The organism is Caldibacillus thermoamylovorans (assembly GCF_000751775.1).
GTDB classification, from domain to species: domain Bacteria; phylum Bacillota; class Bacilli; order Bacillales; family Caldibacillaceae; genus Caldifermentibacillus; species Caldifermentibacillus hisashii.
Genome location: NZ_CCRF01000072.1, coordinates 1 through 14,427, shown reverse-complemented (window position 1 = coordinate 14,427; position 14,427 = coordinate 1). Strand labels below are relative to the sequence as shown.

The window sequence follows — 14,427 nt, the reverse complement described above, 5'->3', positions numbered from 1 at the left end:
TATTAAAAAGGAAGGGTAGAAATAATGGGACAATTGATAAAGCTGCAAGACTATGTTTCCAGATATGAACTGGATATATATAAATATCCTTCCCGCTTTATTCGTTTGAAAAGATTGCAGTGGCAGCAATTGTATAAAGCTTGGGATGAAGGCGTATTAGTACATTCAAGCCCTGAAATAATTAGTACAGCGACAGAAGAACCGTTAGGGAAGGAAAAAATCTGGGGAAAAATGAAATCGGTATTTACAAAAAATAAAGAAGAATGGCAGGAAGATGCTGCGGGTCAAGTCAAGGAATGGACAATAATAGACGATGAAGACGCGAACATGAACAGATTTCCATTCCAGTTTGAAACAATGCCTAAAACAGTTGACGAATTGAAGTACCAATTTTTGGAGGAAATATTTAAAGTTCAAATTCAGTGGGCAAGTTCAACCGTTTTTGAACAATCGAATGTCGACATTTCTTATTTTTTGGAAAAAAACCTGAAATATTTTATGTTACGGTTCCCGGATACATTTTTATTTTTGTATAAACCGGTATTTTCTTTAAAAAAGGCCGAGATTCAAACGGAGACCATTTTGTTAACCCCGTTGGAAGTTGTTTGTATAAAATTTATAGAATCAGAGGATCAAGCAGTCTATATAGGCTTGGAAGACCATTTTTGGGAAAAAAGGGTTAATCATCAACGGAAAAAATTTTTAAACCCACTTATTGCACTAAATCGTACGGAATCGATTATAAAGGGAATATGGAAGCAAGCGAATATTGATTTTCCAATATCAAAAGTGTTAATCAGCCGCAACGGTTTCATTGATTTTCCGTCTGCTCCGTACGGAATTACATTGGTTGACCATCGGAACTATCCCGAATGGTTTAAAAGAATGCGAGAATTTAAAGCACCAATGAAAAACGGACAATTGAAAGCGGCCAGAGCTTTACTTATTCATTGTCATTCTGTTTCCAAGTCAAGAATTTACTAAATCATCCCACTACAAAGTTTGCGCTCGCATTTTTGTGTAAATATATTCCATATGGCAGGATTTAGGAAATTTTGACTTGACGCAAACGTTCACAAAGGGATACAATCATAAAGTCACTATTATTGAACGGCAACTTTATCATTTTTTCTTTTCTATATACGATGCATTATTAGGGACCAAAGAGCAGCATTGAGGGTGAACACGGTGGAACATATACTTGAAAATGGTTGGGTGTTAGAACCGGCCGGCGGTTTAACAGGTGAGGCTTTCATCGCTTCTCATGAAAACAAAAAACTATTTATAAAACGAAATTCATCACCATTTTTGGCCGTGCTTTCTGCTGAAGGAATTGTTCCCAAATTGATTTGGACAAAGCGGTCGGAAAGTGGGGATGTGTTTACTGCACAAAAATGGATCAAGGGCAGAAAACTTGAACCGAATGATATGAGTGGTGAAGATGTTGCCAAATTATTAAAAAAAATTCATCGTTCAAAGCCTCTTTTATCAATGATGAAAAGATTAGGAAAAACACCTTTTTCCCCTGAAATATTACTTACTCAACTACAGAGCAAACTTAATGCGAACTTAATAAAAGAATTCGCTATTTCCAAGACGATTCGTTACTTGGAGCAACATGTACCTGAAATACGACCGAATAATTGGGCAGTTTGCCATGGAGATATGAATCATAATAATTGGATGATTACCGATGAGAATGAATTATTTTTAATTGATTGGGAAAGTGCCATTATCGGGGATCCGGCTTTCGATCTTGGACCGTTATTATATTGGTACGTACCCGAGGATGAATGGGAAAATTGGTTAAATAATTATGGGATATACTTGACTGATTCCATCTATAATCGTTTAAAATGGTATGTTTATTATCAGACGCTCTTATCGATTCAATTTTTTGATAGTAAAGGAAATGAAAAAGATCGTGTATTTTGGCTTGAATATTTAGACACAATCAAGTAAGATGTACGAAGAAAACCGACTGAAACAATCTCCCTAATTTCGAAGTCAGGGAGATTTTTTCACGTTATCTGAATTGAACTAACTGAATTGATTAATCTGGTCTACCCAAGAGTTTAATTGATCTTGGTGATTTGATATATGTTCATCAAGATGTTGGGTATATTTTCCATTCTGACCGTATGAATAAATTTCGCTTAGTATTGCTTTTCCGGTTTGATCAATATTTTGATTAACCATCAAAGCCTTGGCGAGTCGTTCAATTTGTTCACATTCTGATACAGATCCGCAGCAATCTTTAGAATGGTTTTGTAAAATATCTTTTAACAAATTCATTTGATCAGTGTATTGGATAGGCATCATGATTCCCCCTTGATGAGATCTTTTATAATATAAAGAAAACTTCGGCGTCAGGGCCTTTAAGCTGTATCAACAAAGCATTGCGCTTTTAGCCGATCGATTTGTACGTCGCTAAGTTGGCGCTGCTGTTTTTCTTATCATATAACAAATTTCAGTTTTTATACTTAATGATTGATGCAAAAATAAGTAATACATTTAACAAAAGAGGTGGCAAGATGCGATTAAGAAATAAACCGTGGGCAAAAGAAAAATTGTTGAACTATCCGCAATTTGTTGTACATCATCCGGAAACGTGGAAGGAAAAATGGCATGACCTTTTTGGTAATAATCACCCTATTCATATAGAAATTGGTACGGGAAAGGGGCGTTTTATTACGGAAATGGCAAAGGCGAATCCTGAAATCAATTATATCGGGATTGAGGCGTATACAAGCGTGATTGTTTCGGCATTGGACCGTGCCATTGAAGCTGAAGTACCGAATTTAAAATTGCTCAATATGAATGCCCAAAAATTGATTGATGTTTTCGGTCCGGGTGAAATTGACCGTCTTTACTTAAATTTTTCCGATCCGTGGCCAAAAAATAAGCATGAGAAGCGGAGGCTTACTTATAAATCATTTTTAGACATGTACGCGAAGGTTTTGGTTAGTGGAGGCGAACTGCATTTTAAAACAGATAATCAAGCTTTGTTTGAATATTCCCTTATTAGTTTTTCTGAATACGGACTGAAATTGAAATATATTAGCCTTGATTTACACAATAGTGATTTTCAAGGGAATATAATGACCGAATATGAAGAGAAATTTTCACAAAAAGGGAATCGGATTTATCGTTGTGAAGTGCAATTTCCTACAATTAGCAAATAAAAATTTAGATAGATTTGATTTTTGTTTGGATTTCTGTGTGATTAGTTAGCCAAATAAGTTTACTGTGCCACGGAGAAACAAAGTTTTCAGCGACTATTTCTCGTAACGAAAATATTGCTCATAAAATTTTTTTTGGAAATTTAATAATAAATTCTTTCCTTATAAAAAAGTTTCGTTTTATAATAGTATATAAAGATAAGTTTATTTTATAAGGAAAGAAGGAATTTTATGTCTGATCGTTATCAAGAAAAAAATTCATTCAAGGAGATTTTTCAGAATTATATATTTATAACAATTGGTGCAATTATATTTGCTTATGGATTGGAAACATTTTTAGTTCCCAATCAAGTGATCGATGGCGGCGTTGTCGGTATATCATTAATTTTAGATGAACTCATTGTACCTATCCCTTTCAGTATTTTCCTCGTTGTTTTAAATATTCCTTTTTTATTCATCGGCTACAAGCAAATCGGGAAATCGTTTGCATTCCAAAGTTTATACGGGATTATTTTGGCATCCATTTTTACGGAATTATTTCACCATGTTGAGCCAATCACTGACGATCCGTTGTTGGCAGCGATCTTTGGCGGAATCGTACTCGGGGTCGGTGTCGGCACGGTTTTGCGAAATAATGGCGCACTCGACGGCACAGAGATTTTAGCCACTTTAATCAGTAGTAAAACCTCATTTTCTGTTGGACAAGTTGTTATGATTTTTAATATTTTCATTCTTGGTAGCGCCGGTTTCGTATTTAGTATTGACAGTACATTTTACTCGTTAATTGCTTACTTTATCGCTTTTAAAGTTATTGATATTGTTATTGTTGGTATGAATGAATCAAAATCCGTCTTGATTGTCTCGGATAAATATAAAGAAATCGGTGAAGCTTTGTTGAATCGTTTAGGGAGAACAGTTACATATTTCACCGGTGAGGGAGGCTACAGCGGAGAGGAGAAGAAGGTCATTTATTGTGTGATAACCCGCTTGGAGGAAGCAAAATTAAAAGCGATTGTTCGCTATTTTGATCCGAATGCTTTTTTGGCTATGTCGGATGTTAGCGATGTAAAAGGTGGGCAATTCAAAAAGAAAAGCATTCATTGATTTTCGAATCATTGGTAAAAATCTAATTTTTTTCCAACCCCCCTAGACGGAAAATAGATTTTACTTGTAATAATATTTAACTTTAGATTAATATTTTGATAAATAAGGTTTTCCGGAAAGGGTGGGAGAATGGAACAATTACATATTGGGAAAATAAGGTTGACTTGGCTGAATGGTGGCGTGACCCATTTGGACGGCGGGGCCATGTTCGGGGTTGTCCCGAAACCGTTATGGACGAAAAAATATGCAGTTAACGATAAAAACCAAATCGAGTGCCGAACAGATCCAATTCTTGTTGAAGTAAATGGAAAACGTTTTTTAATCGAATCAGGAATCGGCAATGGAAAATTAACGGATAAGCAAAAAAGAAATTATGGTGTTACAGAGGAATCTAAGATCGATGAATCATTGGCTGAACTTGGATTGAAAAGAACCGATATCGATGCGGTATTGATGACTCATCTTCATTTTGATCATGCGAGTGGATTAACTTTACCAAAAGAAGATAAGTTTGTACCCGGTTTTCCAAATGCGATCATTTATTGTACAGAAACGGAATGGGATGAAATGCGGAATCCGAATATACGCTCAAAATCAACCTATTGGGAAAATAATTGGAAGGGAATTGAAGACCAAGTTGAAACCTTTCATAATGAATTAGAAATTGTACCCGGTATCCGCATGGTTCATACAGGCGGGCACAGTAACGGTCATGCAATTATAATCATGGAATCAGAGGGGGAAACGGCCATCCATCTGGCTGACCTGTTACCGACACATGCACATCAAAATGTACTTTGGGTAATGGCCTATGACGATTATCCAATGAACTCCATCGCTGAAAAGCAAAAGTGGATTCCTTATGCAGAGGAACATAATGCTTGGTTTACCTTTTATCATGATGCTGTTTATCGTGCGCTTAAATGGGATATTCAAGGGAATATCGTTCAGTCGATTGCGATCCAAAAAAATTAATTTTTAACCTGTCGCAAAAATTACTTTAAAACGGCGATTGAGTTATCAAGAAAAAACCCAGGGATGTTTCAGCAATCCTGGGTTTTCGTATCATATTGAGATGTCCGGTTTGAAATTTTTTTAAAATGGGCGTAAAACCCTTACGCCTATAGCCTAGTGGTAGTTTAAACGATTGACCATTCCAAAATTTCCCCTGTATTGGCATCGGCTAAAAATTCAAAATGTTTTTCATCATTGTCTTCTATTTTCGTAATCCCGCCACGGTACGCTTGATATGTGAATGAGTTTTGATTCAAAGTTTCGGGTTTAGTCATAATCCATGATCCGGTCACTTTCCCATTTGCCCCTGCAGTGTTTTTTATGAGATGTAAAATTTCTTCAGATGTAAATTTGCTGCGGTTTTCTGTCATTGCTTTGCTTGAGAGAAATCCAAAAGCGATTCCGCACATGATCCCGGCAAGAAAACTTTTTTTGTTCATTCATTTCGCCTCCTACTATGAAAAAGTATACCTAGTTTTCAGATAAAATACTATAGCTAATTTTAGTTTGGTATATAAAGAAAACCGGTTTTTTATCCTACCTTAACGGCGAGTCAAGTCTCCACCTTAAAATTTTCGAGTTTACAAAGAGGATAGATGGGGGAATTGCCCGTAAAGGTCCGATTGGTTTAACTATCTATTAGTGGAGTGGAAAAACCCCACTGATAGGAGTTTCACTTATCGTAAGTGTCCGATTTTCTTCAAGTTTCATTTTATGGCATAAGCGATAAAAGTTCTGTAAAATAAACAATGTACATATTTTTCGTAATCCTAAAGAAATGGGGTAATCATGTGAATCAAGAGACAATGGATTTATTTAAAGTGTTAACTGAGCTTCCGGGAACTTCCGGAAATGAACATTTTGTCCGAAATTTTATGCGAGAACAGTTGACGAAATATGCGGATGAAATTGTTCAAGATGGTCTGGGGAGTATTTTTGGAATAAAACATAGTGAAAAAGACGGTCCGAAGATTATGGTCGCCGGTCATATGGATGAAGTCGGTTTTATGGTTACAGCGATAACAAAAAACGGAATGATCCGTTTTCAGCCTTTAGGTGGTTGGTCACCCCAAGTATTACAAGCACAACGCGTCCAAATATTTACGGACAATGGGCCGGTGGATGGTGTGATCGGCTCGATTCCCCCACACTTATTAAGAGGTACTGAAAATAAGAACAAAGTAACAGAAATAAAAGACTTATTAATTGATATCGGTGCCGACGATAAAGAAGACGCTTTACGTATCGGAATTAAGTCCGGGCAACAAATTGTCCCGATTTGCCCGTTTACACCGCTTGCCAATCCGAAGAAAATCATGGCAAAAGCTTGGGACAACCGCTATGGCTGTGGACTTGCCATTGAACTTTTAAAAGAGCTTCAAGGAGTGACATTGCCGAACACATTATATTCCGGAGCGACCGTTCAAGAAGAAGTAGGTTTACGCGGGGCAAGAACTTCCGCATACATGATTAAACCGGATTTATACTTTGCTTTGGATGCCAGTGCGGCAAATGATATGACCGGTGATAAAAACCAATTTGGTCATCTGGGTGAAGGTGTGCTTCTTCGCATTTATGATCCAACCATGGTCACACATCGGGGGTTACGGGAATTCATATTAGATATGGCAGAATCGAATCATATACCGTATCAATATTTTGTTTCCGGTGGCGGTACGGACGCGGGTCAAGTTCATCTTGCCAATGAAGGAGTACCAAGTGCGGTAATCGGAATTTGTGCACGGTATATTCATTCGCATGCATCCATTATTCATGTTGATGATTATTTGGCAGCGAAAGAATTGCTTATCAAACTTGTCAAAGCCGCTGATAAAACAACGGTTGCGAGTATAAAAGCCAATGTATAACCATCGATTTGCGTATATTTCCTTGATCAAGCTTAATCGAAAGCTATTTACGCAAGCAGCGGAACTGAATAAGATCGTAAATTGAAATCCTTATTCTTAGGGGGCTCACGTTTTCCGCTTTACCCGGAAACGCCCCCAATCATTGAGTTCTTTCTATATTTATATATTATGAAGCCATCGGGTAGGAACTGTTGTTTTTACCCTATCTTTTTTTACAAAAATTTTTTTAAAAGAAAGAGGAATGATCATGAGACTGGCGGCAGGTACAACAAATCAGGCAAAATTGCAGGCTATTTATAATATATTTAATGATGGGGCGAATATAATTCCGTGCAAAGTTCCATCCAATGTAAGCGATCAGCCATTTTCTGATGAGGAAACGATCCAAGGAGCGATCAATCGAGCAAAAAATGCCATTGCTGAAACAAATGCTGATATTGGTATTGGTTTGGAAGGAGGGGTAAATGAATCACCACACGGATTAATGTTGTGTAATTGGGGAGCACTTGTTATACGCGAATCTTCAGAACAACCTTTTATCGCCGGCGGTGCACGAATTGTTTTGCCTGCTTATATTAGTCAGAGATTAAGAAATGGGGAAGAATTGGGACCGGTAATGGATGACTTTTGTCAACAAGAAAATATTCGTTCTCATGAAGGGGCAATCGGAATTTTTACCGATGGCCAAGTAAACCGGGTTGAGATGTTTACACATGTAGTGAAATTGTTAAAAGGGCAATTCGATTATGCCAACAATACAAGTTACGGGGGCTGATCATGCTTCGAAAATTACAAGTAATTCAATTACTGTTGTTCGTTTTTCTTTTATCTGCTTGTACTTCTTCACTTCAGGATAAACAGCAAGATGTTAAAGAGCTGTTGGAGTCAAGTGTGACGGCAGAAAGTGAGAAACCAAATAAAGAGACCGATGATATTCGTTTCTATTTACCTTTCGCAATGAAAATGAATGAATCGGATGCAAATAATATCCTTGTTACAAAAGGAGACCAAATATTTATTTTATTCATCAATAAGAATGAAAAAGAGGATAGCCTGGTTGTTTACGAGGCGATGTTAAAGGAAGCTAATTCCTATACGTTTACTGAAACATTTACGTATAAAAATAAGTTCGGTTATGTTTTTTTAAAAGAAACAAAAAAAGATGAATATGAACTGACGGTCGGAATCGGCGGCTATAAAATGACTACCATGACAGATAGGAAGCGATTGACCCAAGATGCGGAAACGATGATGAAAGTGGTATCTTCTATTGAATTAAAGGGATAATAACAGCTAATTGGTACCATATGTTGCTTTGAAACTCAAAGAAGCATAAAAACGAGTTGACGCGGTAAAACATCTTCACATTGGAGACCTCCGCAAGGGAAGCTGCAAAAGAAGTACTAAAAACAAGATAGTGGAAAGTCTTGTCCTGCTTTGCTAAACTCTATAAGAGAATATTTCCAACCAAAATTTTTAAATATTGCTGGAGGGTTTATAAATGGAAAAATTACAATCCGTTGAACAATTTGAATCGCTAAAGAATAGTGGAAGTCATGTCTTTTTATTTACGGCCGGATGGTGCCCGGATTGCCGTTTCCTTGAACCGTTTTTGCCGGAAATTGAAAATGAATATAAAGAATACACTTTTGTTTCCGTTGACCGGGACGAATTTATCGACTTATGCGGGGAACTGGATATTTTTGGCATCCCAAGCTTTGTTGCTTTTAAAGAAGGTCAAGAAATCGGACGTTTTGTCAGCAAAGATCGGAAAACAAAAGAAGAAGTGGAAAAATTTATGGATTCATTAAAGTAGTTCCTGAACGTCCATAATATGGAGTGATTCCTATGAAAATGTCGGTTACAACCTTGAAAAAAATTTTAGAACAACGTTTAGCAGGCGATAATCGGAAAATTACTTTCAATCGTGATAAAGATGAACTAAGGGTGGAAGATACAAAAATCAAAAAAGGAATTAATATTTCTTTACCACCAATTATCGGGAAATGGGAAAAAGAACGGGATCATGCTATTGATGAAGTTGTCTATTATGTAGAAGAAGCATTAAAAGCGATGACGTCATCAATCGAATTGACCGGACAGGAGAAAAACATCTTTCCGGTCATTCGTTCCACCTCTTTTCCGAAAAGAACAGATACAGGTGGAGAAATGTTAGTGGATGAGCATACCGCGGAAACGAGGATTTATTATGCCCTAGATTTAGGCAATACATATCGACTAATTGATGAAAATATGTTAGCAAAAGAAAATTGGGAGCCGAACATGATCCGGGAAATGGCCAAGTTTAATTTACGATCACTTGCTAATCCGTTGAAAAAAGACTCCGTCCGCGGGAATGACTTTTATTTTTTAAATACGAATGACGGATATGATGCGAGCCGGATTTTGAATGAAAACTTATTGAAAGAAATGGAAGAAAAGGTTGAAGGGAAACTCGCTATCTCCATTCCCCATCAAGATGTTTTGATTTTTGCTGACATAAAAAATGATATCGGATATGATATATTGGCCCAAATGACGATGAGTTTTTTTACAAATGGGGCGATTCCAATTACTGCCCTCTCTTTTTATTATGAAGATGGGAAACTTGAACCGATTTTTATTATGGCCAAAAACCGGCCGATTAGAAAGGAGTAATCGAATGAACATTTTTTACAATAAAGAAGGAGTCGGCGATATATTTTTAATTTCGTTGAAGCCGGTAAATCATGCAAATTTTACATATGAGAAAAAAGATGATGTTGTAAAAATCGTAAACAGTGAGACAGGTGAGACAGCAGGGTTCAACCTTTTCAATGCCTCAAACTATGTTTCTTTTACTGTGACGAAAGGACTTGTAGACTTGACGGAGGAATTGGTGGCGAAATTAAATGAAATCATAAACAGTCACGGATTCACCGATCAGTTAACTGCTGATCTTTCACCAAAATTTGTTGTCGGTTATGTGAAAGAAAAGGAAAAGCATCCGCAAGCAGACAAATTAAGTGTTTGTAAAGTCGATGTTGGAACCGAAATATTACAAATTGTTTGCGGTGCGCCTAATGTGGATGCCGGGCAAAAAGTCGTTGTAGCTAAAATTGGTGCAGTGATGCCGAGCGGTCTTGTTATCCAACCTGCTGAACTTCGCGGTATATCTTCACAAGGAATGATTTGTTCAGCCCGGGAATTAGCACTTCCAAATGCTCCGGAGAAAAAAGGGATTCTTGTTCTGGAAGATACATATACGGTAGGAACTGAATTTAAATATTAAAAGCAGCTAAAAAACAAGATTAAATTGGCTGCAGTTGCAACTCAAGCGTCTTAAATTCTGGTAGTGTGTTATCACTGGTACTCCGCTTTTCAAATAAGAGGCAGAATCCTAAATCAAATATTACAATAAAATGGTTTAGTTTTGCATTTTAGAAAACCAATCAAATCGATGAAATACGTTCTCGTTGACATTTTGGAGCGAGAAATATTCTTTTTTGGCGACGAGCCTGAATCTCGTCACCGTTTTAAGGTGAAAAGTGCCTGTTTTTGGCGACGAGACCTATTCTCGTCGTCGTATTTGGGTGAAAATCTTGATTTTTTGGCGACGAGCCTGAATCTCGTCGCCGTTTTATGGTGAAAAACGCACTTCTTTGGCGACGAACCTGAATCTCGTCACCACTTTGAGGCGAAAAATGCTTATTTTTGACGACGAGCCTGAATCTCGTCACCACTTTGAGGCGAAAAATGCTTATTTTTGACGACGAACCTGAATCTCGTCACCACTTTGAGGCGAAAAATGCTTATTTTTGACGACGAGCCTGAATCTCGTCGCCGTTTTAAGGTGAAAAACGCACTTTTTTGACGACGAACCTGAATCTCGTCACCATTTTCCGGTGAAAAACGCACTTTTTTGGCGACGAGCCTGAATCTCGTCACCGTTTTAAGGTGAAAAATGCCCATTTTTGACGACGAACCTGAATCTCGTCACCATTTTCCGGTGAAAAACGCACTTTTTTGGCGACGAGCCTGAATCTCGTCACCGTTTTAAGGTGAAAAATGCTTGTTTTTGGCGACGAGGCCAAATCTCTCGTCAGTCACATTAATGCGAACCCCCCTTTCCTAGTTGAGGAATTTCTATTTCCTGAGCAAATGTAAAAAAATGATCAACTTGTAAAATGACTGCTTCAATTGTCATGTTAGTTTTACCCCCTTTCAACTTCATTTTATAGTAAAATGTTATTGTATGTTTTGAAAGAGAGTGATGGAAATGGATTGGTATAAAAAATGGTTTTCTTTTTACCAAGATGATGAGGATGAATGGCTAGGCCCAACTAACGATGCGGTTCAAAGCAAAGAGCTTAAGACAAAAGTAACATATCAATATCCAAAAAGTTCCACGAATCGGCCTTTAATTGAAAAGGGTGAGGGCAAACATATCATGCATCATCGTGCAAACATGAAAGAAGGTATGTCCGATATCCGTGATCTTTTACAGCGGCGCCACGAAGCTGATATTCGCCGGTATGAAAAGAAAAAGGAAAAGACATCCTCTGCACCGCAATTGGGACCCACCTCAAAACAAAATAATCAAGCATCTGAAGCAATTAGCAATGATGTTCATGAGGTTCGGCAAGAAAAGATTCATAAAAAGCGACCATTTCATCCAACTGAAATTCCTTCACCTATTTACGGGTTTCAAAGGAGAAAAAAACAGGATGACATCATTGAATTTGAACTGACCACTTTTGAGAGAAATGCAGAAAATAAAAAATTGTCTGGTCACGAGTTCCATGATGACCAAGATGAGATAAGGGAAACTGTTCAAAGCAGAGATCATTCAAATTTATATGAGGATGGTCAAGAAAAAGAACAAATAACAATCAATCAACTTCCCAATAGGAAGGAAAAACCGGATCAGCCGGAATATAGTCAGCAATGGGCTGCCACAAATAGTCAGATAACAGATAAAGAAAATTCCTTATCAATGAAAATAGAGGTACAGACGGAAAATAATGGTGATAAGTCAACCTCATTTCCGGATATGATCCAATCAAAACAATCTGACTTTGACACCGAAACACAAGATCTTTCTTCGTTGTCGCAGGAAGCAATCGGAAAAATGGAAGAAACAACTCCGGAACAAGAAAAAAATCAAGAAATTAACGATGATTTCATGAAAGCGGAGAGGACTGAAGCCCCCCTTTTAACGTCATCAGAAACAGCTGAATCCGGGGAAGATATACAACTGACCGAGTGGAGTATTGAAACAGATAAACCAGAGAAGCACTATTTGCAAGATGTCCCAACTGTAAATCAAGATTCCAAGCAACAAGAAGCGCTTGAATTCGAAAAAAATAATCAAGAGCCGGTCATGCGAGAAGATGAATTTGCCAAAGAACCGGATGATGACTTGAATAAGGAAACAGTCACTGTCGAGGAATTAACCGATACAGTGGAGATCGACCCAACAAATAACAATATGGAAAAGGTAGAGGCAAAAGAAATTCAAAAAGCAAAATCAATGAATGAACATAAGGAAAATGTTGCGAAAGAAAAACAATCTGGTAAACGAAACGATCAAGAACAAGCGACGAAACCGACAACGAAAAAACATCTTCCTTTCAATGTTCTTATGTTGAAAAAAGACCGGGAATTTTTGAAAAAGAAAGCGGAACAGCAAATTTTTCAACAAATGGCTGCTGCCGCTACAGAAACCAATACAGTTGAAGAACAGGACTATCAATTCCCGTCCCGTAATCTTTTAAATAAATTTACTTTTCAACAATCCAATGACGAGTGGATTGAGGATCAAAAAGCGATTCTAAACAATACGTTACGGAGTTTCCATGTCGGTGCGAAAGTCGTTGATGTTTCTGTCGGTCCCACAGTAACTCGTTTTGAATTATCCCCTGATATGGGAGTGAAGGTAAGTAAAATTACCAACTTGACGGATGACTTAAAACTAAGTCTTGCCGCGAAAGAAATTCGAATTGAAGCACCGATTCCGGGTAAACACACAATCGGGATTGAAGTACCGAATAAAATCAGCCGGCCGGTTTATCTGCGAGACATCATCGATCAACCGAGTTTCATTGATGCAAACTCTCCATTAACAGCGGCTCTTGGTCTCGACATTACGGGTAAACCGATTATGACCGATATTAAAAAAATGCCCCATGGTTTAATTGCCGGTGCGACAGGTTCCGGAAAAAGTGTTTGCATTAACACATTTATTATCAGTCTTTTATATAAGGCCAGACCTGAAGAAGTAAAATTATTATTAATCGATCCAAAAATGGTGGAGTTGTCTCCATATAACGGCATTCCACACTTAATTAGTCCCGTCATTACCGATGTGAAAGCAGCAACCCAGGCGTTAAAGTGGGCGGTCGATGAGATGGAAAGACGATATGAATTGTTTGCTCATTCCGGTGTACGTGACATTAGTAAATTTAACGAGAAGTGTGAAATGCAAGAACAAAAATTACCATATATTGTGATTATTATTGATGAATTAGCTGATTTAATGATGATGGCACCGGCTGATGTCGAAGAAGCGATTGCCAGAATTGCCCAAAAGGCTCGTGCATGTGGTATTCATCTGTTGATTGCGACCCAACGACCTTCTGTTGATGTCATTACCGGTTTGATTAAAGCAAATGTACCGACACGGATTGCTTTTTCCGTATCGAGTCAAATTGATTCCCGTACGATCATTGACATTAGTGGAGCGGAACGTCTGCTTGGAAAAGGCGATATGCTATTTGTGGCAAACGGAACGGCAAAACCGGTCCGCATTCAAGGTGCTTTTATTACAGATGAAGAAATTGAAAAAGTGGTTGACCATGTTCGGACCCAAGGTGAACCGAATTACTTATTTGAACAAGAAGAACTTATTAAAAAATCTGATTTAGCCGAGAATGATGAACTTCTTTATGAGGCTTGTGAATATGCATTAGAACAAGGAAATATCTCTACATCAAGTTTACAAAGACATTTTCGAATCGGCTATAATCGGGCAGCACGAATTATTGAATTGATGGAAGAAAAAGGCATGATTTCGGAGGCAAAGGGTAGTAAACCGCGTGATGTATTAATGACAAATAACGATTTAGACCAGTTGAAGGAGCTTCTATAAAGATGGAAACATGCAAATAAAATTGCAGAAACCGGGTCGACTGATCGAAAAATCCTACCGAACCGATTCAAAAAAAATTTTATAAAACTCGGCTTTTGTTGAAAATTTTAGGTTTGGCGGGCAAGGATAT

At 37.7% G+C, this 14,427-nt stretch carries 16 protein-coding genes; 13 read left to right on the top strand and 3 right to left on the bottom strand.

What is annotated here, in order from left to right; genetic code table 11:
• Positions 1-24 precede the first annotated feature (24 nt).
• Together BT1A1_RS12620 and BT1A1_RS12615 are read left to right on the top strand one after the other, a co-directional pair.
• Positions 25-984 carry a hypothetical protein gene (locus BT1A1_RS12620; protein ID WP_034771861.1) on the top strand — a complete coding sequence of 320 codons (960 nt, stop codon included), beginning with the start codon at positions 25-27 and terminating at the stop codon, positions 982-984.
• Positions 985-1,188: 204 nt separating this feature from the next.
• Positions 1,189-1,962, top strand: coding sequence for a phosphotransferase family protein (locus tag BT1A1_RS12615; RefSeq protein WP_034771860.1), 774 nt, complete (start codon positions 1,189-1,191; stop codon positions 1,960-1,962).
• A 78-nt stretch (positions 1,963-2,040) separates the two neighbouring features.
• Here the strand turns inward: BT1A1_RS12615 and BT1A1_RS12610 are convergent, their stop codons facing one another.
• Positions 2,041-2,319: a YtzH-like family protein gene (locus BT1A1_RS12610; protein ID WP_034771859.1), complete on the bottom strand. Its 279-nt coding sequence runs from the start codon at positions 2,317-2,319 to the stop codon at positions 2,041-2,043.
• Positions 2,320-2,534: 215 nt separating this feature from the next.
• On the opposite strand from BT1A1_RS12610, the gene trmB reads away from it, so the two are divergent.
• The 3 genes from trmB (at position 2,535) to BT1A1_RS12595 (ending at position 5,261) form a co-directional block, all read left to right on the top strand.
• Positions 2,535-3,185 carry a tRNA (guanosine(46)-N7)-methyltransferase TrmB gene (gene trmB / locus BT1A1_RS12605; protein WP_034771858.1) on the top strand — a complete coding sequence of 217 codons (651 nt, stop codon included), beginning with the start codon at positions 2,535-2,537 and terminating at the stop codon, positions 3,183-3,185.
• 228 nt (positions 3,186-3,413) lie between these two features.
• The gene (locus BT1A1_RS12600) at positions 3,414-4,286 is read left to right on the top strand and encodes a YitT family protein (RefSeq protein ID WP_034771857.1); all 873 of its coding nucleotides are present in this window, start codon (positions 3,414-3,416) and stop codon (positions 4,284-4,286) included.
• A gap of 129 nt (positions 4,287-4,415) precedes the next feature.
• Positions 4,416-5,261: a YtnP family quorum-quenching lactonase gene (locus tag BT1A1_RS12595; protein WP_034771856.1), complete on the top strand. Its 846-nt coding sequence runs from the start codon at positions 4,416-4,418 to the stop codon at positions 5,259-5,261.
• 164 nt (positions 5,262-5,425) lie between these two features.
• Here the strand turns inward: BT1A1_RS12595 and BT1A1_RS12590 are convergent, their stop codons facing one another.
• A complete protein-coding gene (locus BT1A1_RS12590; protein WP_034771855.1) occupies positions 5,426-5,740 on the bottom strand; it encodes a PepSY domain-containing protein in 315 nt (104 codons plus the stop codon).
• Positions 5,741-6,091: 351 nt separating this feature from the next.
• On the opposite strand from BT1A1_RS12590, the gene BT1A1_RS12585 reads away from it, so the two are divergent.
• The 7 genes from BT1A1_RS12585 to BT1A1_RS18745 all read left to right on the top strand — a co-directional run bounded on the left by BT1A1_RS12585 (position 6,092) and on the right by BT1A1_RS18745 (position 10,796).
• A complete protein-coding gene (locus BT1A1_RS12585; RefSeq protein WP_034771854.1) occupies positions 6,092-7,168 on the top strand; it encodes a M42 family metallopeptidase in 1,077 nt (358 codons plus the stop codon).
• A 247-nt stretch (positions 7,169-7,415) separates the two neighbouring features.
• A complete protein-coding gene (locus tag BT1A1_RS12580) occupies positions 7,416-7,943 on the top strand; it encodes a DUF84 family protein (RefSeq protein WP_034771853.1) in 528 nt (175 codons plus the stop codon).
• Between the two features lie 2 nt (positions 7,944-7,945).
• Positions 7,946-8,455 carry a hypothetical protein gene (locus BT1A1_RS12575; protein WP_034771852.1) on the top strand — a complete coding sequence of 170 codons (510 nt, stop codon included), beginning with the start codon at positions 7,946-7,948 and terminating at the stop codon, positions 8,453-8,455.
• Positions 8,456-8,669: 214 nt separating this feature from the next.
• Positions 8,670-8,984: a thioredoxin family protein gene (locus BT1A1_RS12570; RefSeq protein ID WP_034771851.1), complete on the top strand. Its 315-nt coding sequence runs from the start codon at positions 8,670-8,672 to the stop codon at positions 8,982-8,984.
• A 32-nt stretch (positions 8,985-9,016) separates the two neighbouring features.
• Positions 9,017-9,826: a DUF1444 domain-containing protein gene (locus BT1A1_RS12565; protein ID WP_034771849.1), complete on the top strand. Its 810-nt coding sequence runs from the start codon at positions 9,017-9,019 to the stop codon at positions 9,824-9,826.
• A gap of 4 nt (positions 9,827-9,830) precedes the next feature.
• Entirely contained in the window at positions 9,831-10,439 is a 609-nt protein-coding gene (gene ytpR / locus BT1A1_RS12560) for a YtpR family tRNA-binding protein (protein WP_034771847.1), read from the top strand.
• Between the two features lie 141 nt (positions 10,440-10,580).
• A complete protein-coding gene (locus BT1A1_RS18745; protein WP_156103236.1) occupies positions 10,581-10,796 on the top strand; it encodes a hypothetical protein in 216 nt (71 codons plus the stop codon).
• Positions 10,797-10,855: 59 nt separating this feature from the next.
• Here BT1A1_RS18745 and BT1A1_RS18740 read toward each other — a convergent pair whose 3' ends face one another.
• Complete coding sequence (locus BT1A1_RS18740) at positions 10,856-11,119, bottom strand: hypothetical protein (RefSeq protein ID WP_156103235.1); 264 nt, start codon at positions 11,117-11,119, stop codon at positions 10,856-10,858.
• Positions 11,120-11,426: 307 nt separating this feature from the next.
• Here BT1A1_RS18740 and BT1A1_RS12555 point away from each other — a divergent pair, with 307 nt between their 5' ends.
• On the top strand, positions 11,427-14,297 hold the full coding sequence (locus BT1A1_RS12555) for a DNA translocase FtsK (RefSeq protein WP_034771845.1): 2,871 nt from the start codon (positions 11,427-11,429) through the stop codon (positions 14,295-14,297).
• Positions 14,298-14,427 lie beyond the last annotated feature (130 nt).